Here is a 23691-nt window from a genome sequence, read left to right on the forward strand (position 1 = left end):
ATGACCGATCATCACGCTCCTGCTCCGCTGCTCGAGATCCGGGACCTGCACACGCATTTCTTCACGCCGCATGGCGTCATGAAGGCCGTCAACGGCGTGTCGCTCACGGTCAATCGCGGCGAGATACTGGCTGTCGTCGGCGAGTCCGGCTGCGGCAAGTCGGTCACCGCCTTCTCGATCCTCAAGCTGATCCCCAACCCACCCGGCCGCATCGTCGCGGGGCAAGTGTTTTTCGAGGGCCGCGATCTTGCGAGCACGACACTTGACGAGATGCGCGAGGTGCGCGGCAACGGCATCTCCATGATCTTCCAGGAGCCGATGACCTCGCTGAACCCGGTGCTGACCATCGGCGAGCAGGTCGCGGAGACGCTGATCCTGCACAAGAAGATGACGAAGGCGCAGGCGCGCGAGCGCGTACTCGATCTGCTGGCGCTGGTCCGCATGTCGGACCCGCTGACGCGCATCGGACAATATCCCCATGAGCTGTCCGGCGGCATGCGCCAGCGCGTGATGATCGCGATGGCGCTGGCCTGCGAGCCGAAGTTGCTGATTGCCGATGAGCCGACCACGGCACTCGACGTTACCGTGCAGGCCCAGATCCTCGACCTCCTGATGGAACTGCGCGACCGGCTCGGCATGGCGATGATCCTGATCACGCACGATCTCGGCGTCGTCGCCGAGACGGCGGACCGGGTCGCGGTGATGTATGCCGGTCGCAAGGTCGAGGAAGCGAACGTCTTCGACCTGTTTCGACAGCCGCTGCACCCCTACACGCAGGGCCTGATCCGCGCGACGCCGGAAGGCGCGGGCGGCGGGCGCAAGACCGCACGGCTCACCGAAATCCCCGGCATGGTACCTGCCCTGACGGCGATGCCGCCGGGCTGCGCTTTCGCACCGCGCTGCGGATTTGCCACAGAGGCCTGCGCGGTGGCGCCGCCACCGCTGACGGTGCGCGGAGGCAGCCATCAGGTCGCCTGCATCCATGCTCTCGCAGCAACCGCACCCAAGCCGGAGTTTGCCTGATGCAAGATGCTGTCGCCGCTGTGAGAGGCGAACCCATTCTGGTCGTCGACGATCTCGTCAAGCACTTCCCGGCCGACGATGGCCGCGTAGTCCATGCCGTCGATGGCGTGACCCTGGAGCTCGCCGCCGGCGAAACGCTGAGTCTCGTCGGCGAGTCCGGCTGTGGCAAGTCCACGCTCGGCAAGACCATCATGCGGCTCTACCCGCCCACCTCGGGCTCGGTGCGCATTCGCGGGCAGGAAATGGCGAACGTGTCGCGCAGGGCCATGCGGCCGCTGCGGCGCGATCTGCAGATGGTGTTTCAGGATCCGTTCGCCTCGCTGAACCCGCGTACCAGCGTCGGCCGCGCGATCGAGGAGCCACTGATCGTCCACGGGCTCGGCAGCCGCAAGGAGCGCGGCGAGCGCGTCGCCTGGCTGCTGCAGAAGGTCGGCCTGCCAGCCGACGCGGCCAGCCGTCATCCCCATGAGTTCTCCGGCGGGCAGCGCCAGCGCATCGGTATCGCCCGTGCTCTGGCGCTCAATCCCAAGGTGATCATCTGCGACGAGCCGGTCTCCGCGCTCGACGTTTCGGTGCGGGCGCAGGTTCTCAACCTGCTGGCCGATCTCAAGGCCGAGTTCGGGCTGGCCTACCTGTTCATCTCGCACGATCTTTCCGTGGTCGAATACGTCTCCGACCGTGTCGCCGTGATGTATCTCGGCAAGATCGTCGAGATCGCGACGCGCGACGAACTGTGGAGCCGTCCGCTTCACCCGTATACCCGCGCCCTGCTCGACGCGGCGCCGATCCCCGACCCGACGCGCCGGCGCGCCCGCCGGCCGCGCCTGGAAGGCGAAATCCCGAGCCCGCTCGACCCGCCATCGGGTTGCCGCTTCCGCACACGTTGCCCGCTGGCGATCGTCCGCTGCAGCGAGGAAATGCCGCACCTGACCGCGGCGGGAACAGGCCACCTCGTTGCATGCCATCGCGCCTTCGAGGACGGGATCGGCACCAAACCGTCGCCTGCCGCATCATCATTGACCCCGTCGCCCGCAGGCCCCGCCCTGCGCGCCGTATCCTGACCATCGAGAGGAGCGCCTCCATGTATCGCTTGATCAGCGCCACGCCGAGTCCATACGCCCGCAAGGTCCGCATTCAGCTGGCGGAGAAGGGCATCCCCTTCGAACTGATCACGGAGGTCCCGTGGAATTCGGATACCCAGACGCCCCGGCACAATCCGCTAGAGAAGCTCCCCGTCCTGATCTGCGAGGACGGCACCAGCGTGTTCGAGTCGCGTTACATCAACGAGTGGATCGAGATGAAGCATCCCGCGCCGGCACTCGTACCCGGGGATGTCGACGGCATCCTCGCCGTGAAGCGCTTCGAGATCATTGTCGACGGCATGTGCGACGCGATGGTGCTGATGTTCTTCGAGAAGGCGCGCGAGCCGGGCAAGCGCAGCGCAGAATGGACCGCGCGTCAGAAACGCAAGCTCGACGGCGGCCTGCGCGAGCTCTCCCGCGTCATCTCAGACAATGAATTCGCCCATGGCGGTGTGTTCTCGATGGCCGACATCGCCAGCGGCACCGTTCTGAAATACATCGACGTGCGATGGCCGGAGAATCCCTGGCGCGCCGAGTATCCCAATCTCGCCGCCTATTCCGACCGGCTGGAACGACGCCCTTCATTTGCCTCGACCGTGCCGGTGCCGCAGGTCATCCGCGACAAGGTGGCGTAAGTGACCGGTCCAGCGCCTTCCCACGTCGAGCCGGCGTTGATCTCGCAGCGCCTCGGCGAACTCTTGAGTCATTGCGGGATTGTTTCGGATCTGACGGCGCGCATCGATCTGGATGGCGCGGCGCCCGGCTGCCGGCCCGCGGTGGGCGAAGGCGCCGCTGTCGTGCTCGCCGCCTGCGCCATCGCCGCCGCCGAGATCTGGCTGCGGCGCGGCGGCAAGCCGCAGCCCATTGCCGTATCGACCCGGCAGGCTGCCGCGACATTGCGTTCCTACGCCTATCTGACGCTCGACGGCCACGGGGTGGGCGGCGCCCCGTCTGACGAATCGCCTCTCGCGGAGTTCTACCGGACCAGAGACGGCCGGCACTTCTTCATCCACGGCGTGCTGCCGCATCTGGCGGCCGGGACCCTGAAGGTACTCGGGCTCGATACCGCCACCTATGACAGCGTCGCCCATGCCGTCTCGGGCTGGGATGCGCTCGATCTGGAAGAGGCACTCGCGACCCGCGGCATGTGCGGGGTCTACGCCCGCACGCCGGCGGAATGGGACGCACATGCCCAGAATATGGCGATCGCGCCGGGCGGTCCGGTCGAACTGCTTCGCATCGGTGATGCCCCGCCCGAACCGTTGCCTGCAGGTTCGCGGCCACTCGAGGGCGTGCGCGTCCTGGACCTCACCCGGATTCTGGCTGGTCCCACTTGCGGCCGCACGCTCGCCGAGCACGGCGCCGACGTGCTCCTGGTGTCCTCGCCGAAGCTCGACAGCGTCCATTCCTTCGTACTCGACACCGGACATGGCAAGCGCTCCACCTGGCTCGACCTGACGCACACCGAGGATCGCTCGACGCTGAAGCGGCTTGTCGCCCAGGCTCACATTTTCAGTCAGGGCTATCGTTCCGGAAGTCTGGCACGGCGCGGTTTTTCGCCAAACGAGCTTGCTGCGATCCGGCCCGGCCTGATCTGCATCTCGATCAACTGCTATGGTCACGAAGGCCCATGGGTAGAGCGTCCCGGCTGGGACCAGCTCGCCGCAGCCGCAACCGGACTGACCGAGATCCAGGGCGAGGACTCGGGCAGGCCCGCACTGCTGCGCAGCGCAGCCTGCGACTACGTCACCGGATATCTCGGCGCGCTGGGCGCGATCGCAGCTCTTCAGCGCCGCGCGACCGAGGGCGGAAGCTGGCTGGTGCGCGTATCGCTGGCGCAGACCGGCGTATGGCTGCGCGACTTCGCTGCGCCTCGCGCGCTGGAAGACCGGCCCGACTTCGCCGTTCCGGACGATTACTTCGTCGAGACGCAGACGCCGTTTGGCCGACTGAAGCATCTTGCCCCCGCAGCCCGCATGGGCGCGACGCAACCTCATTGGGAGCGGCCGGTGGTGCCGCTCGGCACCCACCCGCCGAGCTTTTCCGACGCCAACGCCGCACTCGCTGCCAGTTGATCCTTCCACTCGAAATACGGATGCAAGCCATGATCGCCAACAAGGTCGCCGTTAGCCCCGCCGAGGTCGAGACCATCATGGCCGGCTGGGTCACAGGAAAAATCCTGGCCGAGCCGGCGTTGAACGGCATGCGCCATTTCAGCGCGGTGTCGATCTATTTCGAGCCGGGAAAAGGGCATGCCCGGCACAACCACCCCGAATCCGAGCAACTGATCTTTCTGGTCGCGGGAGAAGCCGAGATGATGATCGAGTTCGAGGAGGGCAAGCCCGAGTTCAAGACCATCCACGCCGGAGACCTGGTCTCGATCCCCAAGGGCGCCTATCATTCGACCTTCAACACAGGCTGGGAACCCGTTCGGATCCTGGCGGTCTATTCGCCGCCGGGGCCTGAGGCGGCAATGCGTAACTCGCCCGAGTTCCATGTGATCCCGGCGGGCCAGGTGCCGCGACGGGCATGAGCCTCACGGCCAAGGTCAGTTCAGGTGCATTGATGTCGATAGGCGCCGGGCGTCACGCCGGTCAGCCTCTTGAACGTTGTAGCCAGATGGCTCTGGCTGGAAAACCCGGTGCGATAGGCAATATCCGCAATGGCCTCGTCGGTCGCGCGGAGCAGACTTTTGGCCCGCTCTACACGCCGCTGCAGGATGTACTGATGGACGGTGGCGCCATAGGTCTTCGAAAAAGCGCGCGTGAAGGAGGACGGCGACATGCCGGCTTCCTCCGCAAGTGTGACGAGGCTGACGTCTTCACCGATGCTGTTTTCGATGAGTTCGAGCACGCGGCCAAGTCTGTAGGAGCTCTGCGGCTCGTCGGCCGCCGCGCTCACCGGCTTCAATTTGCTGTAACGCCGCAGCAGATGGGCGGCCATGGCGTGGACGATGGCATCGACATAAAACGGCGATCCGTGGTCTTCCGGTCCGCGCAACGTATCCAGCAAAGCCAGCGCCAACTGCTCGAGCAGCGGATCGCTGACACCGAGGCCGAGATCGATGCTGACGGGACGATCCGAGCGCGAGCCCAGGCTACGGGCGATGCTATCCAGCATATCCTGCCGCAGATACATCATCAGCATGTCCGAAGTACCGTGGCGATGCCACTCGCTCGCTTCGTTGGCCGGGATGATGAAGAATTGCCGTGGGCGCACCACCGACGTCTCGCGAGCAACCGCGTCGCCGAGGCTGCGGCTGAGATGCGCAGGGCGGTGCAGGCAATACGCCAGGCACGGATGTCCGGTTGCGGCAAGCTTGCCCGACCAGGTGTTGACCGTCGCCAGGGCGACATAGACATCGCGCCAGCCACGGTTGGCGCTGTGCAGGATCAGCTGGTTGCGCGGCCAAAGTCCGATGCGATGGGTATGGTGCACGGTGAGTTCGCCGCCGATCATGGGAGAGTCTGCAGGCATCTCGACCTCCTCCGCCTCAAATGCATTCAAACCGATGACATGCGGTGACCGAGGCAAGAACGATGCCAAGACAATCCGGACGCGGCGCGTTTGATCGAGCGGGGGCCAATTGGCCTGCGGCGGAGGATGGCGCCAAGCCCGACAGCGCGGCAGTTCGGATGTAGGCCGACTGGCTGTCAGGCGTTGAGTGATTTCAGACGATTATGCGACCAATTATCTGAAATTGCTGGTGGGGGAAGAAGGACTCGAACCTTCGAAGTCGTAAGACGGCTGATTTACAGTCAGCTCCCTTTGCCACTCGGGACACTCCCCCGTCCAACAACATCGCAAGCCAAGCCGCTTTGAGGCGGCGGATCAGGCCATGGATGACGTTAAAACCGGAAGCGGATGGCGCGCTCCCGGTCGGCCGCGTTTATGGGCGAATGGGGGTGGCAAAGTCAACCAAGGCAAGCCCCTAAAAGCGGCTCTCCATGCACCCAAATTGCCATATTCGGGGACCCGTGACACAAGCTCCCCATGAGCGATCGCGACCGAAAACCCCCGTTCCGCCGTGGCGGTGGCAAACCCTTCGAAAAAGGGCGGAAATTCGCCCGACCGACCGGTCACCGGGGCCGGGAATCGGGCCCTGACGGGCCGGTGATTCTCTATGGCTGGCATACGGTTTCGGCCGCCCTGGCCAACCCGGAACGGCAGATCCGAAAACTGTTCCTGACCGAAAACGCCGCAAAGCGCCTGGCGGACGAGAATATCGACACCCGCGTTCCCCCGGAAATCGTCCGCCCGACCGCGATCGACCAGCGGCTCGGGCCCGACGCCGTGCATCAGGGGCTCCTGGCGGAGGCCGAACCCCTGCCCTCGCCGGATATCGATGCGTTGCCTCAGGAAGGCATCGTGCTGGTGCTCGACCAGATCACCGATCCGCACAATGTCGGCGCCATCCTGCGCTCGGCGGCGGCGTTTGCGGTGAAGGCGATCGTCACCACCGCCCGGCACAGTCCGGAGGCCACCGGCGTGCTGGCGAAGTCCGCCTCCGGGGCGCTGGAACTGGTGCCGATGGTGACGGTGCAGAACCTCGCCCGGGCGCTCACCGAACTCAACGACCGCGGCTTCATGACCGTCGGCCTCGACAGCGAGGGAACCGAGGATCTCGGCACGGTGCCGCTACAGCAGCCGCTGGCGCTGGTGCTGGGCGCCGAGGGCAAGGGCCTGCGCCAGCTGACGCGGGAGACGTGCCAGGTGGTGGCCCGGCTCGACATGCCCGGCGAGATCAAAAGCCTGAACGTCTCGAACGCGGCGGTGCTGGCGCTCTATATCGGCGCCAGCCGGCTCGGCCTGATGAAATGAAAACGCCCGCGCGCGGGATGCGAACGGGCGCTGAAACGTTCAAGTCACCGCTGGATCAGTTGTAGCGGCTCAGCACTTTGCGGCCGTGGTAGTAGCCGTGCCGGTGGTGGTGATGGCGGTGCGCGCGATGATACGGGCGATTGTAGCCATGGCCGTAGCCGGAAATGGAACCCTCGCGATAGACCGGACGCGGCGCCAGATTGCCGGGGCCGGTATAGGTCGGGCCCTGGTTGACCCAGTAATATTGCTGCTGCGGGTCCGGCAGACGCTCGCGGACCCAGCCGCCGCAATCGCCGCAGCCGACATAGCCATAGCTCACGACCGGCGCGGCATAGGCCGGCGCGGCGCAGCCACCATAACCGCAGGCCATCGCGGCGGGGGCCGAGGCCATCACGGCCACGGCGGCGATCAATCCCTTAATCAAATGACGCATTACTCTCTCCGGTGTTTGGTTGGTTTGAATGCTCTGGTCTTTCTTGAGCATGATCTTTTCGGAAAACCGGTTCCCACTTTTCCGGATCATGCTCAGCGTGGAAAAGGCGGACCGCGCCGTTCACCCTGCGGCGCGTAGATGATGGCGGGCGGATCGACGGGGACGTTCGATTGGGCGGGCAGCGGCGCCGACTGCGCCGACCAGGATTGGTGATAGCTCTCGGCCGGCTGCGGCAATTTACGGTTCGCCGGCGGCTCGATTTCCATCCGCCCATAGCCGGGCATGCGGCCGGAGCTTGGATAGTAACGGCCGACATGCGGCACCGGGTCGACATAACGGCCGCCATAGACGGTCGGCTGGACGTGGGTGCCCTTGCCCAGCCCCCAGTCGCCCTCGACCACCGCATAGGAGGCGTCGACACCGTTGATGATGACGGGGACGCCGGGACGGCCCGGAATCACGATCTCGAATCCGCCGCCGGCAAAGGCGGCCGGAGTCATCGCCATGGAAAGTGCCAGTGCCGCACCGATGCGCATCGCTTGGGTTCCCGTTTTCCTCGCGTCTCAATCTAATCCAACAACCCCATTGGAGGGTTAAGGGGGCCGGCCAAACTGGCGATAAGGCTAACGCGCCGACATGGAAGGCCGTTCAATTGCGGAAAAAGCCGCTATCCAATCGTTAACGCCTCCCGAACGTCAGAGCCGCTCGATTGTCATTTGGGCTGCGATATCGCACTCTTTCGCTCCCTCCGAACCCCAGCGAAATGCCCAGGATGACGACCAAAACGCCCGCGAAGAACGTGCTCTGGATCATGTGCGACCAGCTTCGCTACGACTATCTCGGCTGCACCGGCCACGCCGTCCTGAAGACGCCGAACATCGACGCGATGGCCAAACGCGGCGTGCTGTTTTCCAACGCCTATGTGCAATCCCCGATCTGCGGCCCATCGCGGATGTCGTTCTACACCGGCCGCTACATGCGCTCGCACGGCTCGCACTGGAACGGCTGGCCGCTGCGCGTCGGCGAGCCGACGCTCGGCGATCACCTGAAGAAGATCGGCGTCCGCAACGTGCTGGTCGGCAAGACGCATATGGCGCCCGACCTCGAGGGCCTGAAGAATCTCGGCATCCCCCCAGATTCCATCATCGGCGTGCACGTCTCGGAATGCGGTTTTGAGCCCTATGAGCGCGACGACGGCCTGCACCCGACCGGCCGCCCGCGCCCGGCCTACGACAATTACCTGCGCAAACACGGCTATGACGCGCCGAACCCGTGGGAGCACTGGGCCAATTCCGGCGCGGCCGACGACGGCTCCCTGCAGAACGGCTGGCTGTTGGTCCACGCCGACAAGGCCGCGCGCGTGCCGGACGAGCATTCCGAAACGCCCTACATGACGCGGCGCGCGATGGAGTTCATCGCAGAGGCCCAGGACGACGGCCGGCCCTGGTGCCTGCATCTGTCCTACATCAAGCCGCACTGGCCCTATATCGCGCCGGAGCCCTACGCCAGCATGTTCGGGCCCGATGACGTCAAGCCCGCGATCCGCTCGCAGCAGGAACGCGCCGACGCGCACCCGGTGTTCGCCGCCTACATGGACATGCGCTATTCCCGCAACATGTCGCGCGACGAGGCGCGCGAAAAGGTCATCCCGACCTATATGGGCCTGATCAAGCAGATCGACGACCAGATGGGCGTCCTGATGCACTTCCTCGAAGCGCGCGGCCTGCTCGACAATACGATGGTCGTGTTCACGTCGGACCATGGCGACTATCTCGGCGACCACTGGATGGGCGAAAAGGACCTGTTCCACGAGCAGTCGGCCAAAATCCCGCTGATTGTGATCGATCCCTCGCCGGCCGCCGACGCCACGCGCGGCACCGTCAGCAACGCGCTGGTCGAGGCGATCGATCTGGCGCCGACCTTCCTCGACTATTTCGGCTCGACGCCGCCGGACCACATCCTCGAAGGCCGTTCGCTCCTGCCGCTGCTGCACGGCGGCAAGCCCGCCGACTGGCGCAAGGTGGTGTTCTCCGAATACGACTACGCCATGCAGGATGTCCGCGTGATGCTGAACCAGCCGATCGAGCGCTGCCGGCTGTTCATGGTGTTCGACGGCCGCTGGAAATTCATCCACGCCTCCGGCTTCCGCCCGATGCTCTACGATCTCGAAACCGATCCGCAGGAGTTTGTCGATCGCGGCGCTGATCCTGCGTGCGCCGATGTCGTCGCGCGGCTGCAGTCCGAACTGTTCGACTGGGCGCTGCATCCGAAAATGCACATCACGACGCCGAACGCCAAGATCGCAGCCTATGCCGCCCAGCAATTGCAGGTGAAGAACGGCGTCCTGATCGGCATCTGGGACGAGGCCGAACTCGGCGCGATCAGGGAGAAGATCGGGATGAAGCCTTGATTGCTACTCCGACGATATCTGCGCCTGCCGCCAGGCGGCGGGCGGCGTTCCTACCATCCGGCGAAACGCGCGGTTGAAGGCGGCCTCGGAATCGTAGCCGACGGCTTCGGCCACGCGCGCGACCGGATCGCGGCCGGAAGCGAGCAGGCCGGCCGCGAGCTGCATGCGCCAGCGCGTCAGGTACTGCATCGGCGGCAGCCCGATCAGATGGGTGAAGCGCTGCGCGAGCGTCGACCGTGACAGGCCCACGGACTTCGCGAGTTCATCCAGCGTCCAGTCCGCAGCAGGGTTGCCGTGCAGAAGATTCAGCGCCTGACCGACGTGTCGGTCGCCGAGGCCGGCCAGCCAGCCGGTCTGTTCGGGGCCAAGCGCTTCGATATGGCACCGGATCGCCTCGACGAACAGCAACTCGCCCAGCCGGGCGAGGACGCCCTCTCCGCCGGTCCGGCGTTCCTCGGTTTCGGCCCTTGCGGCACGGATCAGGAAGGCCAGTCCCGAATTCTCGCGATAGGAACTTCGCCGCAGGTGCATGACCGCCGGCAGTGCCTCCAGCAGCGGATTGAAAGGACGCGCATCGCAGCCGAGAAATCCGCACAGAATGCGCGCGTCGGCAGGTCCGTTGTCACCGAACTGGATCCGATGGGGCAGCTGATCGGTCGTCGGCTGATGATAGTAGCTCATGTCAGGAATCGCCTGCATGCCCGGACCGCTGGAAAGCACATGGGCCGCGCCTTGCGGAAACGCGATGATGTCGCCGGCGTCGAGCCGCACGGATGGCTGATCGATCAGCCCGCCCCAGCAGCTGCCATCGATCACGACGTGATATTCGATGACATGCTGCGCTCCCGGCAGCACGGCGGAAGCGCAGGCAGCCGATGCCGGCGCCGCGGCGACCCATGGCGCGCGGACGTCGAGATGAAAGAACATTGCACTGCTGAGCCGTACGGCGCGCAACACATCGGACAGGGCATCCGCCCCCATCGTCGCAGCTCCAATCGGACGCTCGATCACGCTCTTCGGACGAACGGCAAAAAATAGGAATGATTTAGACGCTCAGTCAAGCCATCCGGCAGTCTGGTCATTTGCCTCGCCCGCGCAAGGACCTATGTCCGGCGCAGCAATGGAGGCTGCAATGAACATGATGGTGAGAGAACTGAACCAGCAGAAGCTGGAAGACTTCGTGACGCGGATGCTGGGTGACCTGGGCGCCGCCATGATTGCGCCGCTGGTGCGCATCGGCGACGAACTCGGGCTGTACAGCGCGCTTGCCGGAGCGGGACCGGTGACGCCGCAACAACTGGCGCGCCGTACCGGGACGGTCGAACGCATGGTGCGCGAATGGCTCAGCGCCCACGCCGCCGCGGGCTATCTGGACTATGACGTTTCGAGCGAGCGCTTTTCGATGAATCCCGAGCAGGCCATGGTGTTCGGAAACCCGGACAGCCCGGTCTACATGCTCGGCTCGTTCGAGGTTTGCCAGGCCGTGATGATCGACCAGCCCAAGGTGAGCAAGGCGTTCCGCAATGGCGGTGCCGCCGGTTATCACGAGCGGTGCAGCTGCCTGTTCAGCGGAATGTCACGCTTCTTCGCCGTGAGCTACAAGGCTCACCTGGTGCAGGAATGGCTTCCGGCCCTCGACGGCGTCGTCGACAAGCTGAAGCGCGGCGCGCGGGTTGCCGATATCGGCTGCGGTCATGGCGCCTCGACCATCCTGATGGCGGAAGCGTTCGAGAACTCCACGTTCTGGGGCGTCGACAACCACGCGGATTCGATCGCCTGCGCCCGCGACGCGGCGGAGCGCGGTGGTGTGGCGGCGAGAACGAGGTTTGATGTCGCAACCGCCAAGGATTTCACGGGCGGCGACTTCGACCTGATCTGCTGCTTCGATGCGCTGCACGACCTTGGCGATCCCGTCGGGGCGGCGCGGCGGATATTGCAGGCGCTGACGCCCGACGGCACCTTCATGGCCGTGGAGCCGCGCGCCGGCGACAGGCTGGAGGACAATATCAATCCGGTCGGCCGCCTCTATTATGCCGGCTCCACCATGATCTGCACGCCGGTTTCCCTGGCGCAGGAGGTCGGGCTCGCGCTCGGCGGGCAGGCCGGGCCAAAACGGCTCGATATGGTTCTGCGCGACGCCGGCTTTGGCCGCGTCCGGATCGCCGCCGAGACGCCCTTCAACATCGTGCTCGAAGCACGGCGGTGAGGTCAAACGGCGCTGCACCCTTTTGTGAGTCACGAGCAGCCAATGCTCGCCTTTGGCAAGGATATCTTTTCATGACGCAGACATTTCAAGCAAAGCAAGGCAAACGGGAGCCTGGCCAGGCCGGCTGGATCCTCGATTATTGGGTCGCCTGTTCGATCGCAGCGGTGGCGCGCGCCATCCGGCACCACCGCGCCAAGCGCCCGCACGAAGCATGCCGCGATCTCCCCTGCAGCTACGCCGCATGTTGTGGCGCCAGCGCCGATGCTAGTTCGTGATCTTGTATCCCGTCGCCTGCACGATCGGCTGCCAGAACGCGGTGTTGGCGGCGAGCTCTTTCGTCAGGCCTTCGGGCGTCGAGCCGACCGGGATCAGGCCGATCGCCGCGAGCTTTTCCTTCACCTCGGGCTTGGCGAGCGCGGCAGCCGCCGCCTCGCTCAGCTTCTTGGCAAAATCCACCGGCGCGCCGGCCGGCAGCCACATGCCGTACCAGGCGTCCGCCACCAGGTCGACGCCGCTCTCCTTCAGGGTCGGCGCCTCGGGGAGGAACGGCGAACGCTGCGCGCTGCCGATCGCGAGAATCCGGACGTTGCCGGCGCGATGCTGCGGGATGGCGTCGGTCAGCGTGGAAATCGCAAACGGCATATGGCCGCCGACGAGGTCGTTGACGATCGGCGCGCCGCCGCGATAGGCGACGCGGGTCAGCTTGATACCCAGCGCCTGCTCCAGGCGCGAGCCGGTGAAGTGCGGAATGGTGCCGTTGCTGGGCACGCCAAAGGTGGCCTGGTCCGGATTGGCCTTCAGCCAGGCGACGAATTGCTTGAAATCCTTCACCTCGGCAGGAACAGCCTTGCCGATGAAGACGCAGAACTCGAACCGCGTGAGCTGACTGACCGGCACGAAGTCTTTTGCCGCGTCGAAACTCGGCGTCGTCTCGACCATCGGCAGCAGGTACATCGTCGGCCCCGTGGTGACCAGGATGGTGGCGCCATCGGGGTTGGCCCCCTTCACCGCCTTGATGCCGATCAGCCCGTCGCCGCCGGTGCGGTTCTCGACGATGACGTTGCGATCGAGCAATGGCCCGATGTGCTGCGCCAGCAGGCGGCACAGTGCGTCGCCGCCGCCGCCGGCCGCAAAGGGGAAGATGATTTTTGTCAGCGGGCCCGATTGTGCCAGCGCCCGGCCCGCCCATCCGGTCAATGCCGTTGCGGTGCTTCCGGCCAGAAAATCGCGGCGTTTCATCCCGTCTCCTCCAACCTTATGGTTATATTTGTAGATCAGCCCGCCAACGCCACCGGCGTCAGGCCAGCGCCGTTTCGGCCACCGTCATAACCCCGATCGCAATAGTGGCAAGCCCCACTGCGCCCTGCAGGCCGCGATTGGCCCAGGTGAGCCGGCGCGCGGAGACCGCGAGCGGCACCGCGATCACCGTCGACAGCGCGCCCATGCCGATCATCGAGCCGACGCCGAACAGCGCGACGTAGCCCAGGCTGGCCACCGGGCCGGATGCCTGTGCGACCGCCAACACCAGCAGCGCCGCCGAGCCGGCCATGCCGTGCATCAGGCCGACCAGCAGCGTGCGCCAGCGGAAGCCATGGTCATGCGCATGCGCGGTGCGCTGATGCGGGGCGGTTTCGCCGGCATGGCTGTGGGCGTGGAAGTGCACCGTGCCGTCGCCATGGCCGTGCCGATGGAAATGCACCCGGTCGCGCCACAGCCGCCATAGCACATGGGCGCCGAGTCCGATCAGCATGATTCCAACCGCGGTCTCGATCGGGCGGGCCACGCTTTCGGGAATCGCGTGGCCGAGCAGGATGGCGGCGCCGGCGAACACGAACAGCGTCAGCGTATGGCCGAGGCCCCAGGTCAGCCCGTGCTTGACGATGTCGAGGACGTGGCTGCGGCGCGCGGCGATGCTGGATACGGCGGCGATATGGTCGGCCTCGAGCGCATGCTGCATGCCCAGCAAAAACCCCAGCCCAAGAATTCCGAACATACGCCCCCTACTTCGCTCTGTACCTGGTCGGATACCAGCCGGAAGCCCCGGTCAGGTCAAGGCTTCATCAGACGGGCTTTTGATCGACGCCCGGAGCGGCGGTCGGCCCGCCCATGATCCAGCGCGGTGCGCATCATCGCGCCGTTGGCGGCAGGGTTGGTGAAGCCATGCAGCGTGTTGCCGCAGGCGATGGCATGCCGGTCCCCGACCCCGCCGGTTCGCAACTCTGTCTCAAAATCGACGACCGGTCGCGGTGGCGCCGGCGGATCGTCGACACCGGTACAGACCAGCACGCTGGCCTTGTACCGCGCACCCGAATTCGGTCGGTTCGGCGCGTCGGCCACCGATCAGCTTGCTACCTCCTGCAGATGGGCAGCGGCCTCGCCGGCCGCTCGCATCACGTCGGTTTGACCCCTCTGAAAGGGCCGTGCCGGAACGATCATCAAAGCGAGTGCTTAGCGTGGCGCATCTACATTGGAGTCCTGCAATGACCAAATCGAACCTGCTCGCCGCCGCGGCGGTCCTGGCATCCGCGCTCGCCGGTCCTGCCATGGCGCAAGAAGTCGTCACCAATCCGGGCTATTGCGCACAATTCTATCCGAACGCCAATTGCCAGAACCGGGGACCCGGGAGCCCCTACACCGGCAGCTATCAGCGTCAGGTCTATCGCGATGCGGCTGATCAGGGCCGTGCCTGGCACAACAGCTACAACCGCTGGGACGGTAACGACGGCTTCTGGCCGGGCCATGTCGCGGCCGGCGTCGTCGGCGGCGCGGTCGGCACGGCGGCTGCGATCGCCACCTCGCCGTTCGGTGGCAACGAATATGCCCGCCGCAACGGGTTCGTCTGCGTTCCCGGCACGGTGTTCCGCGGCGAGGACGGCCGGCAGCATCTCTGCCAATAGGCGCATTGCGAATCGCGTTCGGGAAAAGGCGGCTGCAAGGGCCGCCTTTTTCATGCGGGAGCGGTGAAAGCGGCGGCTTGGGTTCTGGCCCTTGGCGGCCAAGTCTGATATTCGAGCCGCCGAAGCCCGGATCGCGCGGCGGGACGTTGTCCTCCCGCCCCGGCCACTTCGAATCGCCGGTTTAGCTCAGCGGTAGAGCAGCGGTTTTGTAAACCGAAGGTCGGGAGTTCAATCCTCTCAACCGGCACCACAAACACCCCTTAAATTACAGCACTTTTCCCTCCTTTCGAGCTGCGGCGAACGCGGCGAGAACGGCGGAAACAGCGGTCTTATCAGTCCCAAATTCAGGATTATTTGACGACGTGGTGACGAACCTGAATCCGACAAGCGGCAGGCCGATCGTCTATATGCTGGACCTTGTCGGCCGCCATAGGAGTGAACTGATCCGACTGCAGACGGCCCTAGAAACCATGAGCACGACGATCCCGATACTACCAGGTCGGATCAGCGAAGCGGTCGCGGACGTTGCTCGACCACCGAGCCTGAAGCCGCGGGGCTGGCGGCCGCCCAACGATGACTATGAGGTCCCGTTCTGATTCCGCCTCTAGTCGGCGTCCCGCAGCTGGGCCTCTAGCAATCGAGCCAAGTAAGCTTCGAGCTCGGAAAAGTCCAAATTTCCCTCGTGCCAAGCCCGGTCCGCCGCGCGGAGGCCGTCGACATATCCGCGCCGATCTTCGCGAATACGTTCAGGGACTATCTTCTTGCCCGGCAACAATCCGCCAGATTTTGTGCAAAGCAAGTAGTAGCAAGTAGCGCGGGCCGTTCTACCATTGCCCTCAATAAACGGGTGGATCCAATTCAACCGCCACAGGCCATAGGCCGCCATTTCCGTGGCACTCCAATTGAACCAGTTTTCGTGGATCGTCGAAATGAACCGATCCATTAACTCGGGCACATCTTTGAAGTGGGGCGGCAGATGGTTGCCTACGTATATGGGCTCCTCTCGAAATCGGCCGCCGAATTGGGATATATTGGCGACTGCGACATGATTGAGCGACCAAAGAGTGAATTTGTCGAAGGCAGTGTGGCCCTGCTTTAGTCCGATTTCGACGCAATTCGTCAGAAGATCGTATTGCCGGAACAGGTTCTTCTCCTGCACCAGATCGTATAGCTCTCGGTCGTCACCTTCCGATACGATCATACAAAAAGAGCCCGCTCAGCGGGCTCTCCCTTGCTCACTTGACAGTGGTCCGCATTAGGATGCTGCCGGCTGCCTTAGTGGCCGTTTCCTTGGTAATACCGGAATGCTCCGGTGCGTTCCCATACGCAAAGCTGATGCGCTGTTGAAACAACTGCTCATTCGTCACGCCGGTTTCCCGGGCCTGTTGCAGAAGGCGGTCAAGTTCCGGGCGCGCGGGAGCCTGTTTTAGTGCCGATTTTCTGATAGCCATTTTTGGTTCTCCCGAGTTTCGTGGGCCAAGATACCTTAGCCATTTCTTAAGAAGGTATAACGACCACCCCCCGTAGAACAGCGGGGATAGAAAATATTTCCAATCGGCGGCGTACCAGATTCGCTTGGGAAATTGGCGGGTCGGCAACACCGAACCGTGAATTGTGGGCCGGTGTCCCAAAAGTGTCACGTACGGCAACCCGCCGCTAAAGACGCACACAATCGCGTGCACTCGTCCCGATATTTTTTCTTTGTTCGCTCACCGCCCCCGTTCGACGGCGATCACCCGTCCCCGGCGGCGGCCCTCGGGGTCTGGTCGATCTCCTTCAGCGCCTCATCGACGCCTTCCAAGTGAATGGCCAAACTCTCTAACCGAGCCGCGGTGATGTCCTCGCCGCTGGGCGACATGACCCTTGCTCCAGCTTTTAGGTACGCAATCTGTTCGCGGATGTGCTGCCGTTCGGCTCGAGCCCAAAAGCTCCAATCTACTGGTCATTAACGCCTCCTCCTGTTTGAGAGCCACCAGGTTAGCACCTGCGGCAGCTTGACCCGGCCCTATAGCGTTGTACATAATTCTGATGAATTAAGTACAATTCAAGGCTAAGATTTTGTCTGACCAAGAGAAAAATCAGCGCAAAGCGGCGATCGGTTACACACGGACCAGCTCCGCCACCAACGTCGGCGACGGCAAGGACAGCGTCCCCCGCCAGCGCAAGGCGATCCAAGCCTTTGCCAACAAGGCCGGCTACACGGTCGTTGCTTGGTTCGACGATCCCGCCGTCGCCGGTGACGACATGATCGATGTACGTCCCGGCTTCGCAGCGGCGTTGGGGAAGATCGCCGGCAACGGCGTGCGCACCATCATCGTCGAGACTGCCAACCGCTTCGCCCGCGATCTGATTGTGCAGGAAACCGGGTATCGGCGCCTGCGCGCCGACGACATCAACATAATCGCCGCCGACAAGCCGGACCAGTTCGTCGACGACACGCCCACCGCTGTGTTAGTCCGCCAGATCCTGGAGGCCGTCGCACAATTCGACAAGGCGATGACGGTGGCGAAGCTGCGGGGCGCACGGGAGCGCAAACGCCGCAAGACCGGCGCCAAGGTCGAGGGCCGCAAGGCCCTCACTGAAACGGCCCCAGCGGCCGTGCAGATGGCACGCCAGCTGCGTGCACAGCAGCCCCGGATATCGCTGCGCCAAATCTCCGCAGCGCTCGCGGAGACCGGCCACGTCTCGATCAAAGGCAAGGGCAGCAAGCGGCCCGGAGGCAATCCCTATTCGGCAAGCGCCGTTGCCTCGATGCTGGACTAGCGCGGGTCAGCCGTGCGTCCGTTTTTCGGGGTCCCAGGACGCCGGCAACGCACCAGTGACCTCCGCAACGGCCTTGCGCGTCCTCCGTCACCGACGAGGTGTGCTACAGTCAGCCTCCGAATGAACGATTCGGAGGTTGCGTACCTTGACCATAGCTCTGCCCGATCGGTCGCCTGAAGTGAGGTGGCCTTGGCTAAGTTGGAAAATCTCGGCGCTCGCACTCGCCATTGTTCTCGGTTTCCTATCGTTCGCCGCGGTCGCAGACATCGCCAAGGAATGCAATCGCGAGCCGATCCACCGCGTCACCTCTGATGGTCGCCTCCGCGTCGCCGGCGCGCAGGATGCCCGTGTGGTCAACGGGAAGCACCTCCGGTGCCGGCTCGCATGGGGCGACGTCGTGATCGCCCTCCCATAGTCGCAAGGATGGATTGCATGAGCATTGCGTCTCCCGACTGGGCACCGCTTTCAAAATGGCACTGGCTTGGCCGCATCTTCACGGCGCGATGCCTGCTGGCGCTCGCCCTGTTCCTGGGGCTGTCGCTTACAGCGGTCGCCACGCTGACCATGGAATGTCGCGTTAAGCCGAGTTGCCTGCTGTCAGCGAACGGCCGTTGCATCGCCACCGCGGGAGGGCCCGGCCACTTGCTGATAGTTGAACAGCCAAAGGTGTGCCGCACGAAGGTCGCGTGGGTGCTGGATCGTTTTTGACATGCCATCCGCTGCGCGAGGCTGAGATGATAGAACGTCCGCCAATATCCGTAGGTGACTGGATCAGGTGAATGGGACTGCGTAGTATCGGACGTGCGGCGCCCTGAGCTTGTTGCCACGGCAGGCGAGCCCTGTCCGCTTGCGGACCTTAGACGCCACGCCATCCGGTGGGCGCTCAAAGGGGCGTCGCTTGCAGCCGCCTACCAATCCCTTGGGTACATTGGCCTAATCACATCATCTCCGCGGCTCGACAGTTCGTCTCATCGTGGCTGACCGGCTAAGACGGCCCGAGAGACATGTCCCAGGATGTCCCCAACCTTGCAGCCTTGGACTGCCCTTTCTCGCTTCCTGTGATTTCGGCCGGACCGTCGCCTTGAAAGAGCTGGCGGACTCACACCCGTACCGTGGCTCTGTAAACCGAAGGTCGGGAGTTCAATCCTCTCAACCGGCACCATATGTCTATTGAAGTTATTGGTCTTTCTTTCCCGTCCGGTGTGAACGCTAGCCGGTTCGAACAAACCGGAATTGCTCGGTCCGCCGTTCCAGGGGATCGGAACTGCGCTCGGTCATCCGATAGCCTTCGTGCGCCGAGAGGAACGGTTGCGCCGGGATCCGGTGTCGTTCGTACCGCACGACCTTGTCGCTCGCGGACGGCAGCGAGCCCGGGCCGTTATCACTGAGGAATGACGTCTGCATCTCGCGCACTTCCGCCTCACCGTCGTTGGTTGGCACACGCCTCCACACGATCGCCGCGGGGCGTACCGCGCACAGCGACCGGACGACCTCGATCGGATTGGGAACGTACTGGATCGCACCGTTGGAATGCATCAGATCGACATCATCGAGCCAATCGGCGGCCGGGCCGATGTCGCTGAAAAACTTCAGCCTGTCCGTTGCAAGTTCGCTGGCGCGGCGAACCATCGCCTGGGTTTCCACGACGGCCCAGCGGATGTCGGGGTTCTGCAGGCGAGCCAGCTTGTAGTGCAGGCCTGCGCCGCCGCCGAAATCGAGCACCGTCTTGATGTCGGACACCAGCGCCCAATCGCCTTTCGGATCATAGGCTACGGTCTTGCGGAAGATCGTGTCGACCAGTTCTTCATTCTCGTACCCTTCGATCGCTTGGCCGGGCGGGAAGAGCTTCCTCCGAAGACGTCGTATCAGGCTCATCTTCGATTGTTCATGGTAGCTGATTGCACTTCATACAATCAGAAATATCCAGAAACAATTCGGGCAGCAAGCTCCCGGTTGAACCGTCCCCTGAACAACTCCCGCCTCGACAGCAACTTTGGCGAGAGCGTTTCAAGCAAGGCGTGCCGTCAGCCCCATCCGCGGCCGGCCGCCGGCTTGCTCGAAGAAAACACGTTCAAAACCGAGCGCAGCTTCATCGGCGCACGCAGCTATTTCCGCCACGTCCGAGCGATCGAATCAGGCCGCCGGACGGGACCAGCTCCAAACGTTAAAACCTCCGGGAGGGCATTCCCGGAGGTTTCGGAGGTTTAACGTAAGTAGTGTTGCGTCTCCGTGGAGACCAAGAGGCAACCAGAGCCGGTCGCCTTGGGATCATAATAGATTACACAATTACCTGAGTAAATCATATTTTTTAATTTTCTGAGATTTTCAAGCATTCGTTACAGCGACTTACGTCCGTTTCGTGCCGCCGCCCCCATCCATCGCACGACCGAAAATCAGCAGACCTCCGGATACACCAAGAAAAACCCCCGGCAGTTGCCTGCCGGGGGTTCTCGGTGTTTCAAGTCTTTCGGGATCAGAAGTTGCGCTGAGCGCGAACGTTCAGGAACACAGTGCTCTGGTCCTTGAACTCGTACACAGTGGTCGGCTTGGGAGCCGCAGCCGTCAGGTTGGCAACGCCCGACATCTTCTGGTCGAGGAAGAATGCGCCGACTTCAGCCGAGAACGTCAGGTTCTTGACGGGAGTCCAGCGGGTGGTCAGACCCACCTGGGCAACGCTGTAGTCCGGGTTGCAGGTAAAGCCTGCGCCCTTGCCGACGGAGTAGTTGGCACACCACGCGCCCTTGGCCGAGGTCACGTCGAGCACGCTGCCGCCGTAACGCACCTGGGAGTAGCTGCCCCAGAGGCTGGACGACCAGTAGGGATCCCAGTTGTGGTTGAACGCACCACGGACACCCCATGCGTCCACCAGCTTGAGTTCGCCGCCCGGCACGTAGACCGCGTCGGCGGTCTGGCCGAAGCCGATGCTCTGGTAAGCGCCGTTTCCGCTGCCGCCGAACATCACGAAGTTCGGCGAGGCGCCTGACGTCGAGATCACGGCCTTGGTGGCACCCTTGGAGTACGAGACGTCGATCTTCAAATCGTCGCCCGCACCGGTCGGGAGGTTCTTGATCTGCAACGCGGCCATCACCGCACCGCCCCACTTGTCTTCGGGGTGACCGGAGATTTCCGACAGAGCGTTCGGAACGCCACCGGCGCCGAGGATGTTGTAGGAAGCGTTCACGAGGTGCGCCATACCCGAAACCTGGAACAGACCCCAGGCCTGGTCGACGCGGATGTTGCCGACGATGTCAGGAACATGCGTGCCGCCGTAGGCGTTCGCGCCAGCCGAGGTGGCGCCACCGGCGACGCCGAGGTTGAGCACGGCGGTGCGGTTGAACACGGTCGGATCATCGAGACCGATGGTGGCCGACACGCCGTTGCCGAACTGCGCGGTGTACTGGATGTTGTTGACGCCGGTGACGTAGTCGGCGCCGCCCATCAGGAACGAGTTGTTGTTGCCCGGATAGCCATTCCACGGCGTCGCGTAAGCCGAAGCCGACTTACCGAAGGTGAAACCGGCGAACTGGATGAACACCATTTCAACGGCGACATAGCCGCCGCCAGCGGTGGAGAGCCGGTTCGCATCGAAGGTCGCGAGCGCGGTCGGGTTGCTGGTGCTTCCACCGAAATTGTTGAACTGGAAGTCGCCCTGACCGAAGGTGCGGACGACGCCGTATTCGGTGGCAGTGCGGGTATCGATCGTCAGCGCCATACGCGAACGGGACGAGAAGTAGTCACGGTAGCGGTTCTGCTGACCGAGATCGCCCGACCAGGCCGGCCCACCGTAGGTGTTGCCGTTGAACGTGGTGTCGACACGAACGTAGCCACCCAGCTTGATGCAGGTGTCGGTGCCCGGGATGTAGAAGAAACCCGCGCCGTACAGGGAGCAGATCCTCACGTATTCGACCGCTTTGGCCTTGACGGGAAGATCGGCAGCCTGCGCCCCGCTCATGGCGATGAGACCCGCCGCTGAGCCGAGAACAAGGCTCTTGATCACTTTCATTGTTAACCTCCAAGTTGCTCTGTGGACAAGGGCGGACCTCTGACTGATCCCCCAGAGGATGGTCCGCCCTTGCAAGCCGCCCAGTCGTTTCGCGTCTTCGGACACACCCGCATGAACGCGAGGGACTTAAGCGAACCACTAAAACGGAACGATCGAGGACCCCCCGGACCGTCTCCAGAACTATGCATGCGCATTTTACTTAATCAAAATACTTTATGAACTCAGCTATCTCTATCCCATCCGACTGTGTCGCAGCAGCAACACCGCTCCGGCGTATGATATTTCAGCGCATCACACTGCTGGACGTGCCAATTGAATGAATTTCTTATGAAATAAGCTAAGGTGTCTTTCCAGGTACGGCGGAACTCGAACAGCCATGGGACAGGAACCCCGCAAGGGATCGGACTCATCCAGCCGCGCCAAACGCGCCGAGTCCGGGGCGTCGGGCGGCAAGAACCACGACATCGCCCGACGATTCGCCTGGGAGATCGCCGCCATCAACGTCCACCTGCAGGAGATTCGCTACTTCTGGGCCAAAACCCTCGGGGTCAGCGGCCCGCAATGGATGATCCTGATGGCCTTGGCCGATCTCGACCAGGGCGAGGGCGTGCCGGTCAAGGTGGTGTCGAAGATGCTCCATGTCGACCCTTCCTTCGTGACGACCCAATCCAAGATGCTCGAAAAGAAGGGTTTCATGCGCCGGAAGACCTCGGACGACGATGCCCGGGTCGTGCAGATGTCGTTGACCGACAAGACTTACAAGCACATCGCAGCCCTGGCTTCCCAGCAGGAAGAGCTCAACAACTTCATCTTTGCCGAATTCAGCGACCGCGACCTTGCCGAGTTCACAGAGAAGCTCACAGCGCTCAAGGCCCGTCTTGAGAAGGCCTGCCTGAAGGTTTCGATGGGCATATGACGTTCACTGCTTCAGGCCGGTACCCGGTCGAGGCGATCGGCAACCCAGTCGAAGATGAACTCGTTGGCCAGCGTGGGGTTGTCATGGTGGGCCTGTGCCGCCGCCGTCTCCGAACTGTCGAAGATCTTCAGTGAAATATCACGATGACGGGACTTCAGCCGTTCGAATAGATCGGTAACGACATCGCTCTTGAGCCAGCCCTGCCCGCCGACGGTGATCAAGACCGGGCAATGAAATCTCAGCCCGGGCCAGCTTTCCTCGATTCCTCCGCCAGCCGGCGCGAACCGATTCGTCAGGAATTCGCGCTCGTGGATATCCCACAGCCCGCCGTCGCAAACCGCGGCGGCGAAGCGATTGTCGAGCGCGATGCCACGGGCGGCAAACGACGACCCTGCGCCATCGCCAACGATGGCTATCCGACGTTCGTCGACATCGTCCCTCGTCCTCAGGTAATTCATCACGTAGCTGATCGAAGACTCCAGATCGCGTCGGCCGACAATCGCCTCGAAATCGGCATCGGTGCCCGAACCGAGCAGATCGACGGCGAGCAGCGCCATTCCCCGCTCCCGGGCATAACGCGCCACCTTGAACAGATATTCTTCCTTGCGGTGTCCGGGGTCGCCGATGCACACGACGACAGGCGTCCGGCCGGAAGTGGGCGGCGCCGGCACGAAATAGCCTTCCAATGGATGGTTTTGCAGCCAGGGGATCTCGACCGTCTCACCGGCCGGCGTCACCTGCGCAACGTAGCGGCGGGCGCAGGCTCGCATCGACTCAATGGCGCGCTGCTGTCTCGCATCGGTGGAATCCAGTACGAAGGTTGCGGCCTGATAATAGTTGATCGCGCGCAGCCAATTGCTTCGAGCGGTGATCGCATGACCGCCCGCGAGCGCCGCATCGGCACGCGCGGCATTCAGGTCGGCGATCCTCAGCCACTCACGGTGCCAGGAGTCGGCGCGATCGTGCGGATCGATCCGGCTCGCCACCAGGAAACATTCCGAAACCATCGAGCCGCCTTCCTGAGCCGCAGCCAGCAGCTTGAGGAATTCGGTCGAGAACTCATCGTTGTCCAGCCATTTATCCTGGCCTTGCGGACTGAAGTGAACTGTCATTTACCGGCGGTGCTAAGTTGATTGC

25 protein-coding genes and 2 tRNA genes are annotated in these 23691 nt (G+C 63.5%); 13 read left to right on the forward strand and 14 right to left on the reverse strand.

Features of this window, described 5'->3' with window-relative positions; genetic code table 11:
• The 5 genes from QUH67_RS23395 to QUH67_RS23415 are packed head-to-tail and all read left to right on the forward strand — an operon-like array spanning position 1 to position 4638.
• Complete coding sequence (locus QUH67_RS23395; RefSeq protein ID WP_300941610.1) at positions 1-1023, forward strand: ABC transporter ATP-binding protein; 1023 nt, start codon at positions 1-3, stop codon at positions 1021-1023.
• The gene (locus QUH67_RS23400; RefSeq protein ID WP_300941612.1) at positions 1023-2084 is read left to right on the forward strand and encodes an ABC transporter ATP-binding protein; all 1062 of its coding nucleotides are present in this window, start codon (positions 1023-1025) and stop codon (positions 2082-2084) included. Before QUH67_RS23395 ends, QUH67_RS23400 begins: the two co-directional genes overlap by 1 nt.
• Before the next feature lie 20 nt (positions 2085-2104).
• On the forward strand, positions 2105-2740 hold the full coding sequence (locus QUH67_RS23405) for a glutathione S-transferase N-terminal domain-containing protein (RefSeq protein ID WP_300941613.1): 636 nt from the start codon (positions 2105-2107) through the stop codon (positions 2738-2740).
• A complete protein-coding gene (locus QUH67_RS23410; RefSeq protein WP_300941615.1) occupies positions 2741-4180 on the forward strand; it encodes a CoA transferase in 1440 nt (479 codons plus the stop codon).
• A 29-nt stretch (positions 4181-4209) separates the two neighbouring features.
• Complete coding sequence (locus tag QUH67_RS23415) at positions 4210-4638, forward strand: cupin domain-containing protein (RefSeq protein ID WP_300941617.1); 429 nt, start codon at positions 4210-4212, stop codon at positions 4636-4638.
• Between the two features lie 20 nt (positions 4639-4658).
• On the opposite strand, the gene QUH67_RS23420 is transcribed toward QUH67_RS23415, so the two are convergent.
• Entirely contained in the window at positions 4659-5582 is a 924-nt protein-coding gene (locus tag QUH67_RS23420) for a helix-turn-helix transcriptional regulator (protein WP_300941618.1), read from the reverse strand.
• A 227-nt stretch (positions 5583-5809) separates the two neighbouring features.
• Positions 5810-5895: transfer RNA gene (locus tag QUH67_RS23425), tRNA-Tyr, on the reverse strand.
• A gap of 203 nt (positions 5896-6098) precedes the next feature.
• Between QUH67_RS23425 and rlmB the strand changes: the two genes are divergently transcribed.
• Entirely contained in the window at positions 6099-6926 is an 828-nt protein-coding gene (gene rlmB / locus QUH67_RS23430; protein ID WP_300941620.1) for a 23S rRNA (guanosine(2251)-2'-O)-methyltransferase RlmB, read from the forward strand.
• A 55-nt stretch (positions 6927-6981) separates the two neighbouring features.
• On the opposite strand, the gene QUH67_RS23435 is transcribed toward rlmB, so the two are convergent.
• Both QUH67_RS23435 and QUH67_RS23440 read right to left on the reverse strand, forming a co-directional pair.
• Positions 6982-7359 (reverse strand): hypothetical protein, encoded by a 378-nt coding sequence (locus tag QUH67_RS23435; RefSeq protein ID WP_300941622.1) that lies wholly within the window; start codon positions 7357-7359, stop codon positions 6982-6984.
• A gap of 92 nt (positions 7360-7451) precedes the next feature.
• Positions 7452-7895, reverse strand: a complete 444-nt coding sequence (locus QUH67_RS23440; protein ID WP_300941624.1) for a hypothetical protein — start codon at positions 7893-7895, stop codon at positions 7452-7454.
• A 236-nt stretch (positions 7896-8131) separates the two neighbouring features.
• On the opposite strand from QUH67_RS23440, the gene QUH67_RS23445 reads away from it, so the two are divergent.
• Positions 8132-9769: an alkaline phosphatase family protein gene (locus QUH67_RS23445; RefSeq protein WP_300941625.1), complete on the forward strand. Its 1638-nt coding sequence runs from the start codon at positions 8132-8134 to the stop codon at positions 9767-9769.
• 3 nt (positions 9770-9772) lie between these two features.
• Here QUH67_RS23445 and QUH67_RS23450 read toward each other — a convergent pair whose 3' ends face one another.
• Positions 9773-10750: an AraC family transcriptional regulator gene (locus QUH67_RS23450; RefSeq protein WP_300941627.1), complete on the reverse strand. Its 978-nt coding sequence runs from the start codon at positions 10748-10750 to the stop codon at positions 9773-9775.
• A gap of 163 nt (positions 10751-10913) precedes the next feature.
• Here QUH67_RS23450 and QUH67_RS23455 point away from each other — a divergent pair, with 163 nt between their 5' ends.
• Positions 10914-11975: a class I SAM-dependent methyltransferase gene (locus QUH67_RS23455; protein ID WP_300948146.1), complete on the forward strand. Its 1062-nt coding sequence runs from the start codon at positions 10914-10916 to the stop codon at positions 11973-11975.
• Positions 11976-12239: 264 nt separating this feature from the next.
• On the opposite strand, the gene QUH67_RS23460 is transcribed toward QUH67_RS23455, so the two are convergent.
• Genes QUH67_RS23460 through QUH67_RS23470 form a run of 3 tightly spaced genes read right to left on the reverse strand, consistent with a single transcriptional unit; the run spans position 12240 to position 14312 of the window.
• Positions 12240-13214 (reverse strand): Bug family tripartite tricarboxylate transporter substrate binding protein, encoded by a 975-nt coding sequence (locus tag QUH67_RS23460; RefSeq protein ID WP_300941628.1) that lies wholly within the window; start codon positions 13212-13214, stop codon positions 12240-12242.
• 58 nt (positions 13215-13272) lie between these two features.
• Positions 13273-13968 carry a sulfite exporter TauE/SafE family protein gene (locus tag QUH67_RS23465; RefSeq protein WP_300941629.1) on the reverse strand — a complete coding sequence of 232 codons (696 nt, stop codon included), beginning with the start codon at positions 13966-13968 and terminating at the stop codon, positions 13273-13275.
• Positions 13969-14024: 56 nt separating this feature from the next.
• Positions 14025-14312, reverse strand: a complete 288-nt coding sequence (locus QUH67_RS23470) for a dienelactone hydrolase family protein (RefSeq protein WP_300941631.1) — start codon at positions 14310-14312, stop codon at positions 14025-14027.
• Positions 14313-14455: 143 nt separating this feature from the next.
• Here QUH67_RS23470 and QUH67_RS23475 point away from each other — a divergent pair, with 143 nt between their 5' ends.
• Complete coding sequence (locus QUH67_RS23475; protein WP_300941633.1) at positions 14456-14872, forward strand: hypothetical protein; 417 nt, start codon at positions 14456-14458, stop codon at positions 14870-14872.
• Positions 14873-15047: 175 nt separating this feature from the next.
• A tRNA-Thr gene (locus tag QUH67_RS23480) sits at positions 15048-15122 on the forward strand.
• Positions 15123-15476: 354 nt separating this feature from the next.
• On the opposite strand, the gene QUH67_RS23485 is transcribed toward QUH67_RS23480, so the two are convergent.
• From QUH67_RS23485 to QUH67_RS23495, 3 genes are all read right to left on the reverse strand, one after another.
• Entirely contained in the window at positions 15477-16073 is a 597-nt protein-coding gene (locus tag QUH67_RS23485; protein WP_300941634.1) for a Fic family protein, read from the reverse strand.
• A gap of 34 nt (positions 16074-16107) precedes the next feature.
• Positions 16108-16323, reverse strand: coding sequence for a hypothetical protein (locus tag QUH67_RS23490; RefSeq protein WP_300941636.1), 216 nt, complete (start codon positions 16321-16323; stop codon positions 16108-16110).
• A gap of 281 nt (positions 16324-16604) precedes the next feature.
• Entirely contained in the window at positions 16605-16730 is a 126-nt protein-coding gene (locus QUH67_RS23495; protein WP_300941638.1) for a hypothetical protein, read from the reverse strand.
• A gap of 200 nt (positions 16731-16930) precedes the next feature.
• Between QUH67_RS23495 and QUH67_RS23500 the strand changes: the two genes are divergently transcribed.
• Both QUH67_RS23500 and QUH67_RS23505 read left to right on the forward strand, forming a co-directional pair.
• On the forward strand, positions 16931-17635 hold the full coding sequence (locus tag QUH67_RS23500; protein ID WP_300941640.1) for a recombinase family protein: 705 nt from the start codon (positions 16931-16933) through the stop codon (positions 17633-17635).
• 432 nt (positions 17636-18067) lie between these two features.
• Complete coding sequence (locus QUH67_RS23505; RefSeq protein WP_300941642.1) at positions 18068-18343, forward strand: hypothetical protein; 276 nt, start codon at positions 18068-18070, stop codon at positions 18341-18343.
• Between the two features lie 501 nt (positions 18344-18844).
• Here QUH67_RS23505 and QUH67_RS23510 read toward each other — a convergent pair.
• Together QUH67_RS23510 and QUH67_RS23515 are read right to left on the reverse strand one after the other, a co-directional pair.
• On the reverse strand, positions 18845-19510 hold the full coding sequence (locus QUH67_RS23510) for a class I SAM-dependent methyltransferase (RefSeq protein ID WP_300941644.1): 666 nt from the start codon (positions 19508-19510) through the stop codon (positions 18845-18847).
• Positions 19511-20108: 598 nt separating this feature from the next.
• Complete coding sequence (locus QUH67_RS23515; RefSeq protein WP_300941645.1) at positions 20109-21638, reverse strand: porin; 1530 nt, start codon at positions 21636-21638, stop codon at positions 20109-20111.
• A gap of 376 nt (positions 21639-22014) precedes the next feature.
• Between QUH67_RS23515 and QUH67_RS23520 the strand changes: the two genes are divergently transcribed.
• Positions 22015-22554, forward strand: a complete 540-nt coding sequence (locus QUH67_RS23520) for a MarR family winged helix-turn-helix transcriptional regulator (RefSeq protein WP_300941646.1) — start codon at positions 22015-22017, stop codon at positions 22552-22554.
• Positions 22555-22565: 11 nt separating this feature from the next.
• Here the strand turns inward: QUH67_RS23520 and QUH67_RS23525 are convergent, their stop codons facing one another.
• Positions 22566-23540, reverse strand: coding sequence for an alpha/beta hydrolase family protein (locus QUH67_RS23525; RefSeq protein WP_300941648.1), 975 nt, complete (start codon positions 23538-23540; stop codon positions 22566-22568).
• Between the last annotated feature and the right edge of the window lie 151 nt (positions 23541-23691).

The organism is Bradyrhizobium roseum, from assembly GCF_030413175.1.
Classification (GTDB): Bacteria; Pseudomonadota; Alphaproteobacteria; order Rhizobiales; family Xanthobacteraceae; genus Bradyrhizobium; species Bradyrhizobium roseum.

What these genes read in the sequence shown, in the direction of transcription:
- QUH67_RS23395 (WP_300941610.1), top strand. Translation starts at nt 1, where the DNA reads ATGACCGATCATCACGCTCCTGCTCCGCTGCTCGAGATCCGGGACCTG.
- QUH67_RS23400 (WP_300941612.1), top strand. Translation starts at nt 1,023, where the DNA reads ATGCAAGATGCTGTCGCCGCTGTGAGAGGCGAACCCATTCTGGTCGTC.
- QUH67_RS23405 (WP_300941613.1), top strand. Translation starts at nt 2,105, where the DNA reads ATGTATCGCTTGATCAGCGCCACGCCGAGTCCATACGCCCGCAAGGTC.
- QUH67_RS23415 (WP_300941617.1), top strand. Translation starts at nt 4,210, where the DNA reads ATGATCGCCAACAAGGTCGCCGTTAGCCCCGCCGAGGTCGAGACCATC.
- QUH67_RS23420 (WP_300941618.1), bottom strand. Translation starts at nt 5,582, where the DNA reads ATGCCTGCAGACTCTCCCATGATCGGCGGCGAACTCACCGTGCACCAT.
- rlmB (WP_300941620.1), top strand. Translation starts at nt 6,099, where the DNA reads ATGAGCGATCGCGACCGAAAACCCCCGTTCCGCCGTGGCGGTGGCAAA.
- QUH67_RS23435 (WP_300941622.1), bottom strand. Translation starts at nt 7,359, where the DNA reads ATGCGTCATTTGATTAAGGGATTGATCGCCGCCGTGGCCGTGATGGCC.
- QUH67_RS23440 (WP_300941624.1), bottom strand. Translation starts at nt 7,895, where the DNA reads ATGCGCATCGGTGCGGCACTGGCACTTTCCATGGCGATGACTCCGGCC.
- QUH67_RS23445 (WP_300941625.1), top strand. Translation starts at nt 8,132, where the DNA reads ATGACGACCAAAACGCCCGCGAAGAACGTGCTCTGGATCATGTGCGAC.
- QUH67_RS23450 (WP_300941627.1), bottom strand. Translation starts at nt 10,750, where the DNA reads ATGGGGGCGGATGCCCTGTCCGATGTGTTGCGCGCCGTACGGCTCAGC.
- QUH67_RS23460 (WP_300941628.1), bottom strand. Translation starts at nt 13,214, where the DNA reads ATGAAACGCCGCGATTTTCTGGCCGGAAGCACCGCAACGGCATTGACC.
- QUH67_RS23465 (WP_300941629.1), bottom strand. Translation starts at nt 13,968, where the DNA reads ATGTTCGGAATTCTTGGGCTGGGGTTTTTGCTGGGCATGCAGCATGCG.
- QUH67_RS23475 (WP_300941633.1), top strand. Translation starts at nt 14,456, where the DNA reads ATGACCAAATCGAACCTGCTCGCCGCCGCGGCGGTCCTGGCATCCGCG.
- QUH67_RS23485 (WP_300941634.1), bottom strand. Translation starts at nt 16,073, where the DNA reads ATGATCGTATCGGAAGGTGACGACCGAGAGCTATACGATCTGGTGCAG.
- QUH67_RS23490 (WP_300941636.1), bottom strand. Translation starts at nt 16,323, where the DNA reads ATGGCTATCAGAAAATCGGCACTAAAACAGGCTCCCGCGCGCCCGGAA.
- QUH67_RS23495 (WP_300941638.1), bottom strand. Translation starts at nt 16,730, where the DNA reads ATGTCGCCCAGCGGCGAGGACATCACCGCGGCTCGGTTAGAGAGTTTG.
- QUH67_RS23505 (WP_300941642.1), top strand. Translation starts at nt 18,068, where the DNA reads ATGAGCATTGCGTCTCCCGACTGGGCACCGCTTTCAAAATGGCACTGG.
- QUH67_RS23510 (WP_300941644.1), bottom strand. Translation starts at nt 19,510, where the DNA reads ATGAGCCTGATACGACGTCTTCGGAGGAAGCTCTTCCCGCCCGGCCAA.
- QUH67_RS23515 (WP_300941645.1), bottom strand. Translation starts at nt 21,638, where the DNA reads ATGAAAGTGATCAAGAGCCTTGTTCTCGGCTCAGCGGCGGGTCTCATC.
- QUH67_RS23520 (WP_300941646.1), top strand. Translation starts at nt 22,015, where the DNA reads ATGGGACAGGAACCCCGCAAGGGATCGGACTCATCCAGCCGCGCCAAA.